Below are 17,928 nucleotides of genomic sequence, written 5' to 3' on the forward strand. Positions count from 1 at the left end.
CCTATGCACTCGCGGTCTGCCGACCGCATCGCCGTATCGTTCGAGGATCGCTCCATGGCCGACTACCAAGCTCCCCTGCGCGACATGCGCTTCGTACTCAATGAAGTCTTCGAGGTCTCCAAGCTGTGGGCCGAGCTGCCCGGCCTGGCCGAAGTGGTGGACGAAGACACCGCCGCCGCCATCCTCGAGGAGGCCGGCAAGGTCACCGGCGGCGTGATCGCCCCGCTGAACCGCAGCGGCGACGAAGAGGGCTGCTCCTGGGAAGACGGCGTGGTGAAGACCCCGGCCGGCTTCCCCGAGGCCTACCGGACCTATGCCGAAGGCGGCTGGGTCGGCGTCGGCGGTTCGCCGGAGTTCGGTGGCATGGGCATGCCCAAGGTGATCGGCGCCCAGGTCGAGGAGATGGTCAACTCGGCCAACCTGTCCTTCGGCCTGTACCCGATGCTGACCGCCGGCGCCTGCCTGTCGATCCTCAACCACGCCAGCGAAGAGCTGAAGGCGCAGTACCTGCCGAAGATGTACGAAGGCACTTGGGCCGGCTCCATGTGCCTGACCGAGCCGCACGCCGGCACCGACTTAGGGATAATCCGCACCAAGGCCGAGCCGCAGGCCGACGGCAGCTACAAGATCACCGGCACCAAGATCTTCATCACCGGCGGCGAGCACGACCTGACCGAGAACATCGTTCACCTGGTGTTGGCCAAGCTGCCGGACGCTCCGGCCGGCCCGAAAGGCATCTCGCTGTTCCTGGTGCCGAAGGTGATGGTCAACGCCGACGGCTCGCTGGGCGAGAAGAACTCGCTGTCCTGCGGCTCGATCGAGCACAAGATGGGCATCAAGGCCTCGGCCACCTGCGTGATGAACTTCGACGGCGCCACCGGCTGGATCATCGACGAGCCGAACAAGGGCCTCAACGCCATGTTCACCATGATGAACTACGAGCGCCTGGGCGTCGGCATCCAGGGCCTGGCCCTGGGCGAGCGCTCCTACCAGAGCGCCGTCGAGTACGCCCGCGACCGTATCCAGAGCCGTGCGCCGACCGGCCCGGTGAACAAGGACAAGGCTGCCGACCCGATCATCGTGCATCCGGACGTGCGCCGCATGCTGCTGACCATGAAGGCGCTGAACGAAGGCGGCCGCGCCTTCTCCAGCTACGTCGCCATGCAGCTGGACACCGCCAAGTACAGCGAGGACGCTACCACCCGCAAGCGCGCCGAAGAGCTGGTCGCCCTGCTGACCCCGGTGGCCAAGGCCTTCCTCACCGACATGGGCCTGGAAACCACCGTGCACGGCCAGCAGATCTTCGGCGGCCACGGCTTCGTCCGCGAGTGGGGCCAGGAGCAGCTGATCCGCGACTGCCGCATCACCCAGATCTACGAAGGCACCAACGGCATCCAGTCGCTGGACCTGATGGGCCGCAAGATAGTCGGCAGCGGCGGCAGCTTCTACAAGCACCTGTCCGACGAGATCAAGGGCTTCGTCGCCTCCGCCGACGCCTCGCTGGCCGAGTTCACCGGCCCGCTGCAGGCCGCCGTGGAGAACCTCGACGCGCTGACCGCCTGGGTCATCGAGCAGGCCAAGGGCAACCCGAACGAGATCGGCGCCGCCTCGGTGGAGTACCTGCACGTGTTCGGCTACACCGCCTATGCCTACATGTGGGCGCTGATGGCGCGTGCGGCCCTGGGCAAGGAGGGTCAGGACGACTTCTATGCCAGCAAGCTGGGCACCGCGCGTTTCTTCTTCGCCCGCCTGCTGCCGCGCATTCACTCCCTGACCGCCTCGGTCAAGGCCGGCAGCGAGTCGCTGTATCTGCTGGATGCCGCTCAGTTCTAAGGCCGATCTGCGATGAAAGGGCCCCGCCTCGGCGGGGCTTTTTCTTGTTCGGTGAAAATGCCTAGCCAGCTATGCGTTGTGTCTGTGCGCCAGTTGGCCTACGTCTGTGTAGTGTCCGGTAGGGGCGCCGATATACTCGGGCGACTCGCCGGGAAAGGCGGGACATTCGAGGAATACGGCGCATGCAATGGATCTTCATGCTGGTCGGCCTGGTGCTCGGTGCACTGGCCGGAGAATCGCTGACCTCCGCCCTGCTCGGCGGGCTGATCGGCCTGGGCCTGGGGCAGGCGCTGCGCCTGCAGCAACTGGGCGCCGACAATGCACGCCTGCGCAAGGAACTCAAGGATTTCGCCGAGCGCTTCGAGCGCGGCACCTCGGCCGTGGTCGAGCGCCTGGCCAGGCTGGAGAGCGGCCAGTCACCGGCGGCCGAGTCCGAGCAACCCATACCGGTGTCGGCCGCAGCCGCGCCGAGCGAGGCTGCGCAGAGCGAGCCGGATCCATCCGAGATAGAGTACGACGAGTTAGTTTGGGGGCTGCCCGCCGAGCCGCAACCTGTCGCCGCCGAGCCCCTGCTCTCAGAGGCGCCACCGAGCAGCCCGCCGCCATCTGCCAGCCCGCGCCCGCCCAAACCACCGCGCCAACCCTCGACCATAGAGCGCGGCTTCGCCCTGGCCAAGGCCTGGCTGCTGGGCGGCAACACCGTGCTGCGGGTCGGCGTGGTGCTGCTGTTTCTCGGCCTGGCCTTCCTCCTGCGCTATGCCACCGAAGGCATGGTGGTGCCGGTGGAGCTGCGTTACGCCGGGGTCGCGGCCAGCGCCATCGCCCTGCTCGGCCTGGGCTGGTGGTTGCGCCGGCGCAATCCGAACTACGGCCTGATGCTGCAGGGCGCCGGCATCGCCGTGCTCTACCTGACGGTGTTCGCCGCCATGCGCCTGCACCCGCTGCTCGATCCCAAGCTGGCCCTGGGTCTGCTGGTGCTGGTTACCGCCTTCTCGGCCATCCTCGCCGTGGCACAGAATGCCCTGGGCCTTGCCGTGGCGGCGGCGCTCGGCGGCTTCGCCGCGCCGATTCTCACCTCCACCGGCAGCGGCAACCATGTGGCGCTGTTCTCCTACTTCATCCTGCTCAACGCCGGCATCCTCGCCATCGCCTGGTTCAAGGCCTGGCGCCTGCTCAACCTGGTCGGTTTCGTCGGCACCTTCGGCATCGGCTTCGCCTGGGGCCTGCGCTCCTACACGCCTGAGCTGCTGTGGAGCAGCGAGCCCTTCCTGGTGCTGTTCTTCCTGACCTACGTGGCCATCGGCCTGCTGTTCGCCCGGCGCAAGCTGCGCGAGGCGCCGGACGCGCCGCAGGAGCGTGACGCGCTGCTGCGCTGGAGCCGCGGCCGCGCCGACTATGTCGACGGTACCGTGCTGTTCGGCCCGCCACTGGTGGGCTTCGGCCTGCAGTACGCCATCGTTCAGCACCTGGAGTTCGCCGCCGCCTTCAGCGCCCTGGGCCTGGGGCTGTTCTACCTGGGCCTGGCCCTTGTGCTGCGCGGGCGCAACGTGCTGTTGCTGATGGAGACCTGCCTGGCCCTCGGTGTGGTGTTCGGCACCCTGGCTATCCCGCTGGGCCTGGATGCGCGCTGGACCTCCGCCGCCTGGGCGGTGGAGGGCGCCGGCATCTATTGGCTGGGCCTGCGCCAGGGCCGAACCTTGGCCCGCGCCTTCGCCCTGTTGCTGCAGATCGGCGCGGCGCTGGCCTTCCTCGGCCAGCTCGATCTCGGCCAGGAGCAGCTGCTCGACGGCGCGCCGCTGGGCGCGCTGATGCTCGGCGCGGCGCTGCTGTTCAGTCACTGGCAGCTGCGCCGGGCGCCGGTCGAGGCGAGTCGCGGCTGGGAACGTCGCGGCCTGCCCTGGCTGGCGGTGGCGGGGCTGGTGTTTCTCTACCTGATCGCGCCGCTGGCTCTCGGCGCCGAGGGAACCGCCATCGCCTGGGCCCTGGCCGGCCTGGCCACCCTGTTCGTTGGCCTGCGCCTGCAGGCGCGCAGCTTCCTGTTCACCGCCTTCGCCGTGCAGCTGCTGGGCGGCGCGCTGTTCCTGAGCCAGATGCAGGGCAGCGGCCTGGGCGAGTCCGCCATCTTCTACTCGGGCTGGCGCGGCCTGCTGGTCTGCTCGCTGATCGGCCTGGCACTGGTCGCCGGCATGCTGATAGCGGTGCGCGACAAGCTGGTCAGCGAGGATCGCCGGCTGATGCGCGGCCTGTCGCTGGTCATGCTGGTCGGCCTGCTGTTCGTCAACCTGGCGGTGCTGTTCGTTCTTCCCTGGCAGAGCGCGGCGGCGGTGTGGGCCGGCACGGGGCTGCTGATCATCTGGCTCAGCCTGCGCCTGCAGCTGCGCGCCAGCTTCCTGTTCGGCCTGCTGCTGCAGCTGGTCGGCGGCATCGCCTTCCTCGCCGCCAGCCCGCTGCTGCTCGGCCAGCTACCGAGCGAGGGGCTGCGCCCGCTGGCCCATGCCGGTTTCTGGGCGCCGCTGGTGCTGGCCCTGGCCGCTCAGTTCGGCGCCTGGCGCCTGCGCCATGTGCTGCTGCGCCAGCAGGCCGGGGCCTTGGGCAGCCTGAGCCTGCAGCGCCTGGCGCAGCTGCTGCTGGCCTGGGGTGCCGGCTGGTGGGCGCTGGCGCTCGCCAGCGAGGTGCTGCGCTTCGTCGCGGTCGAGTTGCAGGGCGCGGCACTATTGTCGCTGGCAGCGCTTAGCGTGGCGCTGTGGGCCTGGCTAGCCGGGCGCCTGCGCTGGCGCTCGCTGGCGTTGCTGAGCACCCTGCTGGTGCCGCTGGCCGGGGCGATACTGCTGCACTTGGTCCATCACTTCTACCACCCGGCGGCGGGCTTCGGCTGGCTCGGCTGGGGCCTGGTGTTCGCCGTGCAGCTATGGTCGCTCAGGCGCCTGGCCGAGCTGCTGCCGGCCGGCGTGCGCAGCGCCGCCCATGTGCTCGGCTGCTGGCTGATCATCGGCGTGCTGGCGCTGGAGCTGCGTTACGGCCTGATGCTGCTGGCCGAGCATTACAACGCCTGGCGCTGGCTGGGCTGGGCGCTGCTGCCGGGCCTGTATCTGCTGGCGATGGCCGCGCCGCGCGCCTGGCCCTGGCCGGTGGCCGCCTATCCGCGCGAGTACCGGGTATGGGCCGCAGCGCCCCTGGCACTGCTGATGCTCGGCTGGCTGTGGCTGGCCAATATCGCCAGCGACGGCGGCGCCGAGCCGTTGCCCTACCTGCCGCTGCTCAACCCGCTGGAGCTGGGCATGCTGTTGGTGTTGTTGGCGATCTACGTCTGGCTGCGCAGTGGCCTGCCGCAGCTGGGGTTGGCGACGCACGGCGAGCGCATCGCACAGATAGTCGCCGGCGCCTCGCTGTTCGTCGTGCTGACCGCCGCGGTGTTCCGCGCCACCCATCACTGGGGTGGCGTGCCCTACGAGCTGGATGCGCTGCTCGACTCCATGCTGGTGCAGGCCGGGCTATCCATCGTCTGGACCCTGATCGCCCTGCCGCTGATGATCCTCGGCCATCTGCGCGGGCGCCGCGAGCTGTGGCTGCTGGGCGCGGCGCTGATCGCCGTGGTGGTGGCCAAGCTGTTCTTCGTCGAGCTGGGCAATCGAGGCGGTTTGGAACGAATCATCTCCTTTATCGGCGTCGGCGTGCTGCTGCTGGTGGTCGGCTACTTCGCCCCGCTGCCGCCGCGCAAGAGCGAGTCCCCCGAGGTACATGCATGAATAAGTCGCTGTTGATCGCCCTGCTGCTGTTGGCGCCCTGGGCGCGCGCCGAGTTCGCCACCCAGGTGCCGCTGGCCCTGGAAGGCGAGGGCCCCTGGTACCGCCTGGAGCTGCCGCTGGGCCTGCAGATGGCGGCCAAACATGCTGACCTGCGCGACCTGCGGGTGCTCAACGCCGAGGGCGAGGAGCTGGCCTACGCCCTGACCCTGGGCAGCGCCCAGCCCGAAGAGAAACGCCAGGAGGCGGCGGTGAAGTGGTTCCCGCTGCGCGGCGCCGCCGATACCCAGGCCGCGCCGGCCATTCGCGTGCAGCGCAGCACCACGGGCACCCTGGTGGAGGTGACGCCGGAGCAGGCCGGGCAGGGCGAGCAGATCCTGCGCGGCTGGCTGCTCGACGCCAGCGCATTCGACGAGCCTCTGCACCGGCTGCAGCTCGACTGGGGCGCCGAGCAGGAGGGCTTCCAGCGCTTCTCCATCGAGGCCAGCGACGACCTGCAGCACTGGGCGCGCTGGGAGGATGGGCAGATCGCCCGCCTGAGCCTCGGCGACGAGCGCGTCGAGCAGCGTGAAGTGGCGCTGCCGGGCGCCAAGGCACGCTACCTGCGCCTGCTCTGGGTGGCCCCGCAGCAGGCCCCGGCGCTGCTCTCCGCGCGCCTGGTGAGCATCGAGAATCGCGATGGCGCGCCGCCGCTGGCCTGGTCTGCGGCGCTGGCGCCGACTTCGGCCAGGGCCGGCGAGTACGACTGGGAGCTGCCACTGTCGCTGCCCCTGCAGAAGGTGCGGGTGGAGTTGCCGGCCGGCAATGTACTGGCCCCGGTCAGCCTGGCCTCGCGCGGTGCCGGCCGGCTGGAGTGGCGAGCGCTGGCCAGCGGCCTGCTCTATCGCCTGCCGCAGCAGGGCGGGGAAGTGCTGCAGGACGAGATCGAACTCTACGGTGCTCCGGTGCAGCAGCTTCGCCTGCGCGTCGATGCCCGTGGTGGCGGCCTGGGTGAGCATCCCCCACGCATCAGGGTGGCGGTGCGCGGCACTCAGGTGGTGTTCCTGGCGCGCGGCTCGGCGCCCTACCGGCTGGTCCTGGGCGATGCCGCGGCGCGCTCGGCGGCGCTGCCCCTGGGCACCCTGATACCCGGCTACGAGCCCAAGCGCCTGGCCGCGCTGGGGCGCGCCCTGGCCCCGCAGGAGGTGCCGGCCGCGGTGCGCGAGGCCGCCGACGCCGCGCAGTCGGCGGCCGACTGGAAGCGCATCGGACTGTGGGCCGTGCTGCTGGCCGGCGTCGCCCTGCTCGGCGGCATGGCCTTTAGCCTGTTGCGCAAGCCGGAAGTCGGTGAACGTTAGTGCTCCCAAGCAAACGCTTGGTGAAATATGAAATAAATCACGGTAAAGTCCGGCAGTGCTAACCGGTCCAATAACAACGACAAGGACTTTCCGATGAAGCGCATTCTGACTCCGCTGGCGGCGGCCTGCTTGCTGGCCTGTGCTGCCACGCCGCTGCAAGCATCCTCTCCCTATTCCTCCTTGATCGTCTTCGGCGACAGCCTGAGTGATGCCGGGCAGTTTGCGGACCCTGGCTCCAATGCTCCCGTGGGCGCTACAAGGCGCTTTACCAATCGTACTGGGCCTACATATCTGAGCAGCAGTGGCGAAGAGTTTGCCCTTAATGCTACCCAGCTGCTGAGCTTGCGCCTGGGCATGGGTAATCTCACGGGCTCCACCTCGCCGGTGAATCAGTCGCTGGGTTTGCCTGACGGCACCAACTATGCCGTTGGCGGTAATACGACCAGCCAGATCACCGACTCCATCGTCGGATCGGGTGAGGGATCGGTGGTCGAGCTGACAGATGGCACCAACCTGCGACAGCGCCCCGGCTATCTGGCGGAGCTAGCCAGCCTCGGGCTGCGCGTCGATCCCAATACCCTGTTCTACGTCAACGGTGGGGGGAATGATTTCCTCGACGGGCTCATCAACCCCCTTGCCGCGCCCAGCCTTGCCACTCAGCAGGCGCAACAGTCCGCCACCAACTTGGTTGTGGGTATCCGCGCCCTGGATGCTGCAGGCGCGCGTTACATCATGGTGTCTTTGCTTCCGGATGTCGGGCGTACGCCGTTCGCGACCAACTTGGGGAACTTCATCCCCTCTTTGCCCGGTACCATCTCTGGGCTGGTGGGCGATTTCAATCAGGAGTTGATTCGTCAGCTCCAGACAATTGATGCAGAAATTATTCCGCTCAATGTGCCGTTGATGGTTCGCGAGGTGTTAGAAAACCCGGGACGCTATGGCCTGGCGACCGACCTGACCACGGCGCAGTTGATCGGTACCTGCTTCGATGGCTGCGCCAACGAAAATGCCGTGTATGGCATTAACGGCACCAATCCAGACCCAACCAAACTGCTATTCAATGATGGTGTACATCCGACCATCGCCGGCCAGACGCTGTTCGCCGACTACGCCTACTCACTGTTGGCCGCGCCCTGGGAGGCCAGCCTGCTGCCGGAAATGGCGCATGGTGCCCTGCGCGCCCATCAGGACCAGCTGCGCACTCAGTGGCAGGCCGACTGGGAGGCCTGGCAGGCAGTAGGTCAGTGGCGCTCCTTCGTCAGTGCCGGGGGGCAGCGACAGACCTATGACATCTACGAGAGCGATGCCGACGGCAATGGCTACAACCTCAACTTCGGTGGCAGCTACCGGCTCAAAGAGGCCTGGCGCGTCGGTCTGGCCGCGGGCTTCTACGAGCAGGGTCTGGAGGCCGGCGAGGCCGATTCCGATTACAACCTGCGCAGCTACCTGGCCAGCGCTTTCGCCCAGTACCAGCAGGATCGCTGGTGGGGTGAGGCCGCCGCGAGCATCGGCTACCTGGATTACCACGACCTCGAGCGCCGCTTCGACCTCGGGCCGGCAACCCGCAACGAGAAGGCCGACACCGACGGCGACCTGTGGAGCCTGAGCGCGCGCCTGGGCTACGACATCGCCCCGAGCGCGGACAGCCCCTGGCATCTCAGCCCCTTCGTCAGCGCCGACTACGCGCGGGTCGAGGTCGACGGTTACGCCGAGGATAGCAACAGCTCGGCGGCGCTCAGCTACGGCGACCAGAAGCGCAGCTCCAAGCGTCTGGGGCTGGGTTTCCAGGGCCTGTACGACCTCAGCCAGCAGACCCGCCTGTTCGGCGAGGTGGCGGTGGAGCGCGAGTACGAGGACGATGCCAGCGAAGTCGACATGGCTCAGCGCAGTCTGCCGACCCTCGGCTACACCCTGCAGGGTTATGCGCCGGACGACCGGACCTGGCGTGCCAGTCTGGGCCTGAGCCATCAGCTGGCGCCCGGTCTGGCCCTGCGCGGCGTCTACAGCTACCGCTACGCCGACGACAACGATCAGCAGGGCATCAACCTGTCCCTCTCCTGGGATCTCTGAGGCCTGTCCCGGCCCCTCGCGGGGCCGGGCAACGCCCGCCCCGTCGGTCGGCCGAGACGCGGCGGTCACAGAAGGGTAAACTGCGCGCGATTTTCATTGCCGCCCCCGGAGCCTCTCCATGTCCCGCGTGACCCTCAGTCGCTACCTGATCGAACAGACCCGCAGCCACAACACTCCGGCCGATTTGCGCTTCCTCATCGAGGTGGTGGCGCGTGCCTGCAAGGCGATCAGTCATCAGGTGTCCAAGGGTGCGCTGGGCGGCGTGCTCGGTAGCCTGGACAGCGAGAACGTGCAGGGCGAGGTGCAGAAGAAGCTCGACGTGCTGTCCAACGAGATCCTGCTGGAGGCCAACGAGTGGGGCGGCCACCTGGCCGGCATGGCCTCCGAGGAAATGGACAACGCCTACCAGATTCCCGGTAAGTACCCCAAGGGCGCCTACCTGCTGGTGTTCGACCCGCTGGACGGCTCCAGCAACATCGACGTCAATGTCTCGGTCGGCACTATCTTCTCCGTGCTGCGCTGCCCGGACCGCAATGGCGAGACCGGCGACTTGGGCGAGGACGCCTTCCTCCAGCCGGGCACCGAGCAGGTCTGCGCCGGCTACGCCATCTACGGCCCGCAGACCATGCTGATGTTGACCCTGGGCGACGGCGTCAAGGGCTTCACCCTGGACCGCGAGCTGGGCAGCTTCGTGCTGACCCACGACAACATCCGCGTGCCGGAGGCGACCAAGGAGTTCGCCATCAACATGTCCAACCAGCGCCACTGGGAGGCCCCGGTGCAGCGCTACGTGTCCGAGCTGCTGGCCGGCGAGACCGGGCCGCTGGGCAAGAACTACAACATGCGCTGGATCGCCTCGATGGTGGCCGACGTGCACCGCATCCTCACCCGCGGCGGCATCTTCATGTATCCGCGCGATGCCCGCGAGCCTGAGAAGCCCGGCAAGCTGCGCCTGATGTACGAGGCCAACCCGATGTCGATGATCATCGAGCAGGCCGGCGGCGCCGCCACCAACGGCACCCAGCGCATCCTCGAGATCCAGCCGGAGAGCCTGCACCAGCGCGTGGCGGTGTTCCTCGGTTCCAAGGAAGAAGTGCTGCGCATCAGCGCCTACCACCGCGGCTGAAGCATGCAGCCTGGCAGCCGTTGCTCGACTGGTGGTTCGGCGAGGCCGAGTCCGCCGCGCAGGTGGCGGCCAGCCGCAGCCGGCTGTGGTTCGGCTATCGCGCCGAGCAGGACGAGCAGGCGCGCGAGCGCTTCGCCGAGCCGTGCGCGGCGGCCCTGGCCGGCGGGCTGCAGGACTGGGCCGAGCAGCCGCAGGGCTGGTTGGCGCTGATCCTGCTGCTCGATCAGTTGCCGCGCATGTTGTATCGCGGCACGCCGCAGGCCTTCGCCGGCGACGTCCGGGCCAGGGCGCTGGTGCGTCAGGGCCTGGCCGCGGGCTTCGATCGGCAGCTGCCGGCCATTCGCCGGGTCTTCGTCTACCTGGTGCTGGAGCACGCCGAAGAGCTGGCCCTGCAGGACGAGGCGGTCGAGCGTTTCGTCGCCCTGCGCGATGCGGCGGCGACCGAGGAACACGAGCTGTTCGCCGGCTATCTCGACTATGCCGAGCGGCACCGGGCGGTGATTCTGCGCTTCGGCCGCTTTCCCCATCGCAACGCCATCCTCGGGCGTGCCGACACGCCCGAGGAGGCGGCCTTCCTGCAGGAACCGGGTTCGCGCTTCTGAGGTTCGAGGGGCGCAATCGGGCTCGTCCTGTGCCAAGCTCTCTGGCAATTTCCGCCCTTCAGGAGTTCCTCATGTCGCCCCGTCGTCTCGCTCTGCTCGCCACCTGCGTCCTGCTCGCCGCCTGCAGCAAGATCAACCAGGAGAACTACGCCAAGCTCAAGGCCGGCATGGCCAAGAGCGAGGTGGAGAGCCTGCTCGGCAGCCCGAGCGAATGCGCCGGCGCCATCGGCCTGACCAGTTGTACCTGGGGCGACGACAAGGCCTTCATCAGCGTGCAGTTCGCCGGCGACAAGGTGCTGATGTTCTCCGGCCAGGGCCTGAAATGATTGTCCGCGGCGGGCTGCTCGCCGCCCTGGTCGTGCTGGGCGGCTGCAGCGCTTCGGCGGTCTCCGAGCCGCCGGCCAGCGCCGGTGTCGTCGACTTGCAGCGCTACCAGGGCACCTGGTACGAGCTGGCGCGCCTGCCGATGTTCTTCCAGCGCAACTGCGCCCAGTCGCAGGCCCATTACCGCCTGCAAGACGACGGCAGCCTCGCCGTCACCAACCGCTGCCGCACGCGTGAAGGCGAGTGGATCGAGGCGCGTGGCCAGGCCGTGGCCCAGCAGCAAGGGCGCACTGACCGGCTCTGGGTCAGCTTCGACAACTGGTTCAGCCGGCTGCTGCCGGGGGTGGCCAGGGGCAACTACTGGGTGCTCTACCTGGAGAACGACTACCAGGCCGTGCTGGTCGGCAATCCCAGTCGCGACTACCTCTGGCTGCTGGCGCGGCAGCCAGAGGTCTCGGCCGAGCTGCGCGCGCGACTGCTCGCCGAGGCGCGGGCCCGTGGTTATGACACCAGTGCCCTGATATGGCGGGTGGCGGATGCCGAGATAGGCCCGTCACTCCCAGTGCAGCCTGGCCAGTAGCCAGTCGTTCCCCTCCTGCCACCACTCCAGGCTGACGCTGTAGTGGCGGGCGCTGTCCGGGATCAGCCCTGCGGCGCCGGTCAGCGCCACCTCGGCACGGGTATGGCCCCGGCCGCTGTAGCTGGGGTCGAGTTCGCTGCGAGTGCCGATGGCGATGACCCGCACCTGCTTGTGGCGCAGGAACAGCAGCGCCATGGTGCGCCGCGCCCAGTCGCGGTCGTACTGCTGCTGGGCGGCGAACTGCGGGTGCAGTTGCTCCAGCACCAGGTCGCTGCGCTTGGCCTCCAGATTGTCCTGCAGTTCCTGCACCGCCCGCTCCAGGGCGGCCTGCGGATCGTCCCGACCGCAACCGGCGAGCAGGCCGCAGAACAGCAGCAAAGGCAGGGCAAATCGCCGACTAAGCATGTTCATCTCCCGATTCATGGTTATGATGCCCGGCACGGCTGGCCGTCGGCAGACGGTCATAGGGACCTTACGCACAGACTCGGGAGTGCGCCATGCTGACTTTGTATCCGGAGATCAAACCCCACGCCCGCCACGAGCTGGCGGTAGAGGAGCCGCACGTACTCTACGTGGATGAAAGCGGCTCGGCGGACGGTCTGCCGGTGGTGTTCATCCATGGCGGCCCGGGCGCCGGTTGCGACGCCGCCAGCCGCCGCTATTTCGACCCCAACCTGTATCGCATCGTCACCTTCGACCAGCGCGGTTGTGGCCGCTCCACCCCGCACGCCAGCCTGGAGAACAACAACACCCAGGCGCTGATCGCCGACCTCGAACGCATCCGTGAGCATCTGGGTATCGACAAGTGGCTGCTGTTCGGCGGCTCCTGGGGCTCGACCCTGGCCCTGGCCTACGCCCAGGCGCATCCCGAGCGGGTGCATGGCCTGATCCTGCGCGGCATCTTTCTCTGCCGCCCGCAGGAGATCAGCTGGTTCTACCAGGAGGGCGCCAGCCGCCTGTTCCCCGACTACTGGGAGGACTACGTCGCGCCGATCCCGGCGGAGGAGCGCGGCGACCTGTTGCAGGCCTTCCACAAGCGCCTCACCGGCGCGGACCAGATCGCCCAGATGCACGCGGCCAAGGCCTGGTCCACCTGGGAGGGGCGCACCGCCACCCTGCGCCCCAATCCGCAGGTGGTCGAGCGCTTCAGCGAGGCGCATCGCGCCCTGTCCATCGCCCGTATCGAGTGCCATTACTTCGTCAATCAGGCCTTCCTCGAAGAGGACCAGCTGCTTCGCGACATGCCGAAGATCGCCCATCTGCCGGGGGTCATAGTGCATGGCCGCTACGACGTGATCTGCCCGCTGGACAACGCCTGGGCGCTGCACAAGGCCTGGCCCAACAGCGAGCTGCAGATCATCCGCGACGCCGGCCACTCGGCCGCCGAGCCGGGCATCATCGACGCCTTGGTGCGCGCCTGCGATCAGATGGCCCGGCGCTTGCTCGACCTGCCGCCGGAAGACGCATGAAGCTGCTGATCCAGCGGGTGCGCGGCGCCCGCGTCGAAGTCGCGGGCGAGATCGTCGGCGCCATCGACCGGGGCCTGCTGGCACTGGTCGGCATCGAGCCGCAGGACAGCCCGGCGAGCATCGCCAAGGGCCTCAAGCGCATGCTCGCCTATCGCGTGTTCGGCGATGCCGAGGGCAAGATGAACCTGTCACTGACGGACGTGAACGGCGGCCTGCTGCTGGTCTCGCAGTTCACCCTCGCCGCCGACACCCGCAGCGGCCTGCGCCCGAGCTTCTCCAGCGCCGCGCCGCCGGCCCTGGGCGCCGAGCTGTTCGAGCGGCTGGTGGCGCTGGCCCGCGAACAGCACCCGCAGGTGGCGACCGGCCGCTTTGGCGCCGACATGCAGGTGCATCTGGTCAACGATGGGCCGGTGACCTTTCTCCTCGAAGTCTGAGTCCGCCCGCTGCCCGGCGTGGCAGCAGACCGCCGGCGTATAGCGTCCACAGAATGATCAGCGGCTGGAACGGCAGGCGCAGCCAGTAGTACCACTGCGCCTGCGGCAGGCCGGCCACGTTCAGGCCGTTGAGCGCGTTGTGCAGGTTGGCCGGGAACACGCAGACGAAGTACAGCGCCAGCAGGGCCGCCGCCAGCCGCCGCGTGCGCGCCAGCAGCAGGCCCAACGCGCCGGCGATCTCGCAGGCACCGGTGAACAGCACCCACTGCAGGTGCCAGGGCAGGTAGTCCGGCATCATCGGCAGGTAGCGCTGCGGGGTCAGCCAGTGATCGGTGCCGGCGAACAACAGGGCCAGCGCCAGGGCCAGGCGCATGCGCGCGGGCCAGTCGGCGAGCCCGGGCGTACCCAGGCGCGCGGCGGCCCAGGCCGCCAGGCAGAGCAGAGCCAGCAGAATGACGAAGAGCATGGCAGACCTCCTCGGGCGCCTCGGCTATCATGTTTCTGGTGTCAACATAGGCGGGAGATGTTGTCGGTGTCAACTTCGAGCGATGGGCGTTCCTATCATCACGGCGACTTGCGTGCGGCGCTGCTGCAGGCGGCGGCCCAGCTATTGGCGGAGCAGGGCGAGGCGGCCATCAGCCTGCGCGAGGTGGCGCGCCGCGCTCAGGTGTCGCACAGCGCGCCCTACCGCCACTTCGCCGATCGCGAGGCGCTGCTGGCCGCGCTGGCCACGCAGGGCTTCGCCGAGTTGCTCGCGCGCATGTGCCATGCCGGCGCCGGGCTGGACGCGGACGCGCGCCTGGCGGCGCTGGGCGCCTGCTATGTGCGCTTCGCCCTGGAGCGCCGTGGCCTGTTCCGCCTGATGTTCGCCGCGCCGCTGGAGCGGGGGCGCCACCCGGAGTTGCAACAGGCGGCCGAGGCGCTACACCGCCAGCTGGACGAGGCCGTGGCCGAACTGGTGGCGGGCGATACGCGGATCGCCAGCCTGTCCGCCTGGAGCCTGGTGCATGGCCTGGCGCAGCTGTTGCTGGACGGGCAGGTGGCGGCCGACGAGGATCGCGACGGGGTGATAGCACGGGTGACCGCGGGCTTCGTCGCCGGGCTGCGCACGACCTAGGTGCGCGGCTCCAGCTCGTGCTCGGCCAGCCAGTCCAGCGCCCGCTCGCGCAGGCGCTCGCCCTCGTAGGCCTGCCAGGCCTGGCGCTGCTCCGGCAACTGAGCCAGGGCGTTGATGAAGGCCCGCTGCGGCTTGCGGCTGGCCAGGGCGGCCGCCAGTGCGGTGTAGGCGGCCGGCTCCAGCACCTCGGGAAGAAAGTCCTGCATCAGCGCCAGGCGCTCGCCCGGCTCCAGGCCGTCGAGGGCGAGGAAGCGCTGCGGCTCCTCTTCCAGCAGGCGCTCGATCTCCGGGTCTTCACCCGCGGGCGGGATATCCAGCAGGCGGCCGCTGAGCAGGTCGAGGCGCAAGTCGCCCCTGTCGCGGATCAGGGCGCAGGCCAGAAGATCGAGGTCGATGGTCAGCGGGCGCATGCCGGGCTTCTCGGTGGCGGGCTCCGCTCCAGCCTACGTCTGCCCGTGTTGCGGGACAACGAGTTCAGAACAGCCGCGCCAGCAGCGCCGGCACCGCGGTCTCCACGCGCAGGATGCGCTCGCCGAGCTGCACCGGTTGCAGTCCGGCCTCGCGCAGCTTGTCCACTTCGTAGGGGATCCAGCCGCCTTCCGGGCCAATGGCCAGGGTCACCGGCTGTTCGACCTGGCGTGGGCAGGCGGGAAAGTCGCCGGGGTGGCCGACCAGGCCCAGGCTGCCGGCGGCGAGCGATGGCAGTCTGTCCTCGACGAAGGGCTTGAAGCGTTTCTCGATCAGCACCTCGGGCAGCACCGTGTCGCGCGCCTGTTCCAGGCCGAGGATCAGTTGCTCGCGGATGGCCTCGGGGCTGAGGAAGGGGGTCTGCCAGAAGCTCTTCTCCACCCGGTAGCTGTTGAGCAGCACCAGGCGCGGCACGCCCATGGCGGCCACGGTCTGCAGCACGCGCTTGAGCATCTTCGGCCGGGGCAGGGCCAGCAGCAGGGTCAGCGGCAGCTTGGCCGGCGGCGGCTGGTCCAGCTCGACCCGCAGTTCGGCGTGCTGCTCATCCAGGGCCAGCAGGATGCCTCGGCCCATCAGCCCGCCGAGGCGGCCGACGCGCAGGCTGTCGCCGCTCTCGGCGCCGTGTACCTCGTGCAGGTGTTTGAGGCGGCGGCCACTGAGCACGGCGCGATCCGCCGCGACGAAGTCGGCGTCCTCCAGCAGCAGCAGATTCATGGCAGCGGTGCGGGCGGCTGATCGTCCGACTCGGCCTCGTGCTCGCCGCGCCTGCGCACCAGGCTGCCGAACAGCAGGCCAGCTTCGAACAGCAGCCACATGGGCACGGCCAGCAGGGTCTGCGAGAACACGTCGGGCGGGGTCAGCACCATGCCGACGATGAAGCAGCCGACGATCACGTACGGACGGCTCTTGCGCAGGGTGGCGACGTCGACCATGCCGACCCAGATCAGCAGGAAGGTGGCCACCGGAATCTCGAAGGCCACGCCGAAGGCGAAGAACAGGGTGAGGACGAAGTCCAGGTATTGGCCGATGTCGGTCATCATCGCCACGCCCTCGGGCGTCACGCTGGCGAAGAAGCCGAACATGATGGGGAACACCACGAAGTAGGCGAAGGCCATGCCGGCGTAGAACAGCAGGATGCTGGAGATCAGCAGCGGCACGGCGATGCGCTTCTCGTGCTGGTACAGCCCCGGGGCGATGAAGCCCCAGATCTGCTGCAGCACCACCGGCATGCTGAGAAATAGCGCCACCACCAGGGTCAGTTTGAAGGGCGTGAGGAAGGGCGAGGCCACGCCGGTGGCGATCATGGTCGCCCCTTCTGGCAGGTAGGCGCGCAGCGGCGCGGCGACCAGCGCGTAGATGTCCTGGGCGAAGTAGAACAGCGCGGCGAAGATCAGCAGCACGGCGATCACACAGCGCAGGATGCGGTTACGCAGTTCGGTGAGGTGGGCGACCAGGGGCATCTCCTGATCGTCGCGGGAAGGCTCGCTCATGGCTGGCTGGGCTTGTCCTGGCTATCGGTCGCCGGCGCCGGGCTGGCCGGCGGCGGCTGGATGCTCTGCTTCATCTCGCGCTCCAGCTCGAGGATATGCTCGTTGTGCAGCTGGCGGCGGATCTCGTCGGCGCCGATCTCGCGCTCCACCTCGGCCTTCAGGCTGTTGAAACTGCGCTTGAGCCGGCCGATCCACAGGCCGGCCATGCGTGCGGCCACCGGCAGGCGCTCGGGGCCGAGCACCAGCAGGGCGATCAGGCCGACCAGCAGCAGTTCGGAGAAGCCGATGTCGAACATGGATCAGTCTTTCTTCGCCGGCTCTTCGACCTTGCGCGCCTCGCCGTGGATGGTCTGGCCCTTGGGCTCTTCCACCGCCGGCTTGGACTCTTCCTCGCCCTGGTTCATCGACTTGCGAAAGCCCTTGATCGCATCACCCAGGTCCGAGCCCAGGCCCTTGAGGCGCTTGGTGCCGAACAGCATGACGACGATGAGCAGGATGATCAGGAGTTGCCAGATGCTGATACCGCCGATACCCATGGGAAATCTCCAGTGAGGTGAAATTCAGGATTGCGGGCGCGCGGCCTTTTCCGCGTGCCCGGACAGGCCGAAACGGCGGTCCAGTTCGTCCAGCACGGCCTGCGGGTGCTGGCCGAGGGCGGCGAGCATGACCAGGCTGTGGAACCAGAGGTCCGCGGTCTCGTAGATCAGGTCGTCGCAGTCGCCGCTGACGGCGGCGTCCTTGGCTGCGAGGATGGTCTCGACCGACTCCTCGCCGACCTTCTCCAGAATCTTGTTCAGGCCCTTGTGGTACAGGCTGGCCACGTAGGAGCTGTCCGGCGCCGCACCCTTGCGCGCCTCCAGCACCTCGGCCAGGCGGGTGAGGGTGTCATTCATGCTTGTGATCCTGGTAGATGGCGTGCGGGTCCTTGAGCACCGGGTCGACGGTCTGCCACGCGCCGTTCTCGAAGACCCGGTAGAAGCAGCTCTGGCGCCCGGTGTGGCAGGCGATGCCGCCGAGCTGCTCGACCTGCAGGACGATGACGTCGGCGTCGCAGTCCAGGCGCAGCTCGTGCAGTTTCTGCACATGGCCGGACTCCTCGCCCTTGCGCCACAGCTTGCCACGCGAACGTGACCAGTAGATGGCGCGGCCCTCGCTGGCGGTCAGGGCCAGCGCCTCGCGGTTCATCCAGGCCATCATCAGCACGCGCCCGGTCTTGTGGTCCTGGGCGATGGCCGGCACCAGGCCGTCTTGGTTCCAGTTGATTTCGTCGAGCCAGTCGGTCATTCGCAGCTCCGCCCTTGGGCGGCCTTGTGGTGAATCGGGTAACTATCCGAC

Annotated in this window: 19 protein-coding genes and 1 pseudogene; 11 read left to right on the plus strand and 9 right to left on the minus strand. The window is 68.4% G+C overall.

Annotated elements, in window-relative coordinates:
* Nucleotides 1-54 precede the first annotated feature (54 nt).
* The 8 genes from AAFN46_RS08385 (at nucleotide 55) to AAFN46_RS08420 (ending at nucleotide 11,615) form a co-directional block, all read left to right on the plus strand.
* A complete protein-coding gene (locus tag AAFN46_RS08385; RefSeq protein WP_347808225.1) occupies nucleotides 55-1,833 on the plus strand; it encodes an acyl-CoA dehydrogenase C-terminal domain-containing protein in 1,779 nt (592 codons plus the stop codon).
* A 182-nt stretch (nucleotides 1,834-2,015) separates the two neighbouring features.
* Nucleotides 2,016-5,579, plus strand: a complete 3,564-nt coding sequence (locus tag AAFN46_RS08390; RefSeq protein WP_347808226.1) for a DUF2339 domain-containing protein — start codon at nucleotides 2,016-2,018, stop codon at nucleotides 5,577-5,579.
* On the plus strand, nucleotides 5,576-6,913 hold the full coding sequence (locus AAFN46_RS08395; RefSeq protein ID WP_347808227.1) for a DUF3999 domain-containing protein: 1,338 nt from the start codon (nucleotides 5,576-5,578) through the stop codon (nucleotides 6,911-6,913). Before AAFN46_RS08390 ends, AAFN46_RS08395 begins: the two co-directional genes overlap by 4 nt.
* Before the next feature lie 93 nt (nucleotides 6,914-7,006).
* Nucleotides 7,007-8,983 carry an autotransporter domain-containing protein gene (locus AAFN46_RS08400; RefSeq protein WP_347808228.1) on the plus strand — a complete coding sequence of 659 codons (1,977 nt, stop codon included), beginning with the start codon at nucleotides 7,007-7,009 and terminating at the stop codon, nucleotides 8,981-8,983.
* Between the two features lie 118 nt (nucleotides 8,984-9,101).
* On the plus strand, nucleotides 9,102-10,109 hold the full coding sequence (locus tag AAFN46_RS08405; protein ID WP_347808229.1) for a class 1 fructose-bisphosphatase: 1,008 nt from the start codon (nucleotides 9,102-9,104) through the stop codon (nucleotides 10,107-10,109).
* Nucleotides 10,106-10,711, plus strand: a complete 606-nt coding sequence (locus AAFN46_RS08410) for a DUF924 family protein (protein WP_347808383.1) — start codon at nucleotides 10,106-10,108, stop codon at nucleotides 10,709-10,711. Before AAFN46_RS08405 ends, AAFN46_RS08410 begins: the two co-directional genes overlap by 4 nt.
* 71 nt (nucleotides 10,712-10,782) lie before the next feature.
* Nucleotides 10,783-11,037: an outer membrane protein assembly factor BamE gene (gene bamE / locus AAFN46_RS08415; RefSeq protein WP_347808230.1), complete on the plus strand. Its 255-nt coding sequence runs from the start codon at nucleotides 10,783-10,785 to the stop codon at nucleotides 11,035-11,037.
* Nucleotides 11,034-11,615 carry a lipocalin family protein gene (locus AAFN46_RS08420; protein ID WP_347808231.1) on the plus strand — a complete coding sequence of 194 codons (582 nt, stop codon included), beginning with the start codon at nucleotides 11,034-11,036 and terminating at the stop codon, nucleotides 11,613-11,615. The genes bamE and AAFN46_RS08420 overlap by 4 nt, the downstream gene beginning before the upstream one ends.
* On the opposite strand, the gene AAFN46_RS08425 is transcribed toward AAFN46_RS08420, so the two are convergent.
* Complete coding sequence (locus AAFN46_RS08425) at nucleotides 11,589-12,020, minus strand: hypothetical protein (RefSeq protein ID WP_347808384.1); 432 nt, start codon at nucleotides 12,018-12,020, stop codon at nucleotides 11,589-11,591. The two genes, AAFN46_RS08420 and AAFN46_RS08425, sit on opposite strands and share 27 nt — an antisense overlap.
* A gap of 92 nt (nucleotides 12,021-12,112) precedes the next feature.
* Here AAFN46_RS08425 and pip point away from each other — a divergent pair, with 92 nt between their 5' ends.
* Both pip and dtd read left to right on the plus strand, forming a co-directional pair.
* Entirely contained in the window at nucleotides 12,113-13,084 is a 972-nt protein-coding gene (gene pip, locus AAFN46_RS08430) for a prolyl aminopeptidase (RefSeq protein ID WP_347808232.1), read from the plus strand.
* Nucleotides 13,081-13,518, plus strand: a complete 438-nt coding sequence (dtd, locus tag AAFN46_RS08435) for a D-aminoacyl-tRNA deacylase (protein ID WP_347808233.1) — start codon at nucleotides 13,081-13,083, stop codon at nucleotides 13,516-13,518. Before pip ends, dtd begins: the two co-directional genes overlap by 4 nt.
* Here dtd and AAFN46_RS08440 read toward each other — a convergent pair.
* Nucleotides 13,481-13,984, minus strand: a complete 504-nt coding sequence (locus AAFN46_RS08440) for a DoxX family protein (RefSeq protein ID WP_347808234.1) — start codon at nucleotides 13,982-13,984, stop codon at nucleotides 13,481-13,483. The two genes, dtd and AAFN46_RS08440, sit on opposite strands and share 38 nt — an antisense overlap.
* 66 nt (nucleotides 13,985-14,050) lie before the next feature.
* On the opposite strand from AAFN46_RS08440, the gene AAFN46_RS08445 reads away from it, so the two are divergent.
* The gene (locus AAFN46_RS08445; protein WP_347808235.1) at nucleotides 14,051-14,635 is read left to right on the plus strand and encodes a TetR/AcrR family transcriptional regulator; all 585 of its coding nucleotides are present in this window, start codon (nucleotides 14,051-14,053) and stop codon (nucleotides 14,633-14,635) included.
* Here AAFN46_RS08445 and AAFN46_RS08450 read toward each other — a convergent pair.
* The 7 genes and pseudogenes from AAFN46_RS08450 to hisI form a co-directional block, all read right to left on the minus strand.
* A complete protein-coding gene (locus tag AAFN46_RS08450) occupies nucleotides 14,632-15,045 on the minus strand; it encodes a UPF0158 family protein (protein ID WP_347808236.1) in 414 nt (137 codons plus the stop codon). The genes AAFN46_RS08445 and AAFN46_RS08450 overlap by 4 nt on opposite strands.
* 64 nt (nucleotides 15,046-15,109) lie before the next feature.
* Nucleotides 15,110-15,817: a 16S rRNA (uracil(1498)-N(3))-methyltransferase gene (locus AAFN46_RS08455; protein WP_347808237.1), complete on the minus strand. Its 708-nt coding sequence runs from the start codon at nucleotides 15,815-15,817 to the stop codon at nucleotides 15,110-15,112.
* Nucleotides 15,814-16,593 carry a twin-arginine translocase subunit TatC gene (gene tatC / locus AAFN46_RS08460; RefSeq protein WP_347808238.1) on the minus strand — a complete coding sequence of 260 codons (780 nt, stop codon included), beginning with the start codon at nucleotides 16,591-16,593 and terminating at the stop codon, nucleotides 15,814-15,816. Before tatC ends, AAFN46_RS08455 begins: the two co-directional genes overlap by 4 nt.
* Before the next feature lie 41 nt (nucleotides 16,594-16,634).
* Nucleotides 16,635-16,889 (minus strand): annotated as a pseudogene (tatB, locus tag AAFN46_RS08465) (Sec-independent protein translocase protein TatB); the annotation flags it as partial.
* A gap of 3 nt (nucleotides 16,890-16,892) precedes the next feature.
* The gene (gene tatA, locus AAFN46_RS08470) at nucleotides 16,893-17,129 is read right to left on the minus strand and encodes a twin-arginine translocase TatA/TatE family subunit (protein ID WP_347808239.1); all 237 of its coding nucleotides are present in this window, start codon (nucleotides 17,127-17,129) and stop codon (nucleotides 16,893-16,895) included.
* A gap of 24 nt (nucleotides 17,130-17,153) precedes the next feature.
* A complete protein-coding gene (locus AAFN46_RS08475; RefSeq protein ID WP_347808240.1) occupies nucleotides 17,154-17,486 on the minus strand; it encodes a phosphoribosyl-ATP diphosphatase in 333 nt (110 codons plus the stop codon).
* A complete protein-coding gene (hisI, locus tag AAFN46_RS08480; protein WP_347808241.1) occupies nucleotides 17,479-17,877 on the minus strand; it encodes a phosphoribosyl-AMP cyclohydrolase in 399 nt (132 codons plus the stop codon). Before hisI ends, AAFN46_RS08475 begins: the two co-directional genes overlap by 8 nt.
* Nucleotides 17,878-17,928: the final 51 nt, after the last annotated feature.

The sequence above is a fragment of the Pseudomonas sp. CAU 1711 genome (genome assembly GCF_039888625.1).
GTDB lineage: Bacteria > Pseudomonadota > Gammaproteobacteria > Pseudomonadales > Pseudomonadaceae > Aquipseudomonas.

Bases quoted from the DNA above. Each gene is read 5' to 3' on its own strand.
- AAFN46_RS08385 (WP_347808225.1), top strand. From the start codon at position 55: ATGGCCGACTACCAAGCTCCCCTGCGCGACATGCGCTTCGTACTCAAT.
- AAFN46_RS08390 (WP_347808226.1), top strand. From the start codon at position 2,016: ATGCAATGGATCTTCATGCTGGTCGGCCTGGTGCTCGGTGCACTGGCC.
- AAFN46_RS08395 (WP_347808227.1), top strand. From the start codon at position 5,576: ATGAATAAGTCGCTGTTGATCGCCCTGCTGCTGTTGGCGCCCTGGGCG.
- AAFN46_RS08400 (WP_347808228.1), top strand. From the start codon at position 7,007: ATGAAGCGCATTCTGACTCCGCTGGCGGCGGCCTGCTTGCTGGCCTGT.
- AAFN46_RS08405 (WP_347808229.1), top strand. From the start codon at position 9,102: ATGTCCCGCGTGACCCTCAGTCGCTACCTGATCGAACAGACCCGCAGC.
- bamE (WP_347808230.1), top strand. From the start codon at position 10,783: ATGTCGCCCCGTCGTCTCGCTCTGCTCGCCACCTGCGTCCTGCTCGCC.
- AAFN46_RS08420 (WP_347808231.1), top strand. From the start codon at position 11,034: ATGATTGTCCGCGGCGGGCTGCTCGCCGCCCTGGTCGTGCTGGGCGGC.
- AAFN46_RS08425 (WP_347808384.1), bottom strand. From the start codon at position 12,020: ATGCTTAGTCGGCGATTTGCCCTGCCTTTGCTGCTGTTCTGCGGCCTG.
- pip (WP_347808232.1), top strand. From the start codon at position 12,113: ATGCTGACTTTGTATCCGGAGATCAAACCCCACGCCCGCCACGAGCTG.
- dtd (WP_347808233.1), top strand. From the start codon at position 13,081: ATGAAGCTGCTGATCCAGCGGGTGCGCGGCGCCCGCGTCGAAGTCGCG.
- AAFN46_RS08440 (WP_347808234.1), bottom strand. From the start codon at position 13,984: ATGCTCTTCGTCATTCTGCTGGCTCTGCTCTGCCTGGCGGCCTGGGCC.
- AAFN46_RS08450 (WP_347808236.1), bottom strand. From the start codon at position 15,045: ATGCGCCCGCTGACCATCGACCTCGATCTTCTGGCCTGCGCCCTGATC.
- AAFN46_RS08455 (WP_347808237.1), bottom strand. From the start codon at position 15,817: ATGAATCTGCTGCTGCTGGAGGACGCCGACTTCGTCGCGGCGGATCGC.
- tatC (WP_347808238.1), bottom strand. From the start codon at position 16,593: ATGAGCGAGCCTTCCCGCGACGATCAGGAGATGCCCCTGGTCGCCCAC.
- tatA (WP_347808239.1), bottom strand. From the start codon at position 17,129: ATGGGTATCGGCGGTATCAGCATCTGGCAACTCCTGATCATCCTGCTC.
- AAFN46_RS08475 (WP_347808240.1), bottom strand. From the start codon at position 17,486: ATGAATGACACCCTCACCCGCCTGGCCGAGGTGCTGGAGGCGCGCAAG.
- hisI (WP_347808241.1), bottom strand. From the start codon at position 17,877: ATGACCGACTGGCTCGACGAAATCAACTGGAACCAAGACGGCCTGGTG.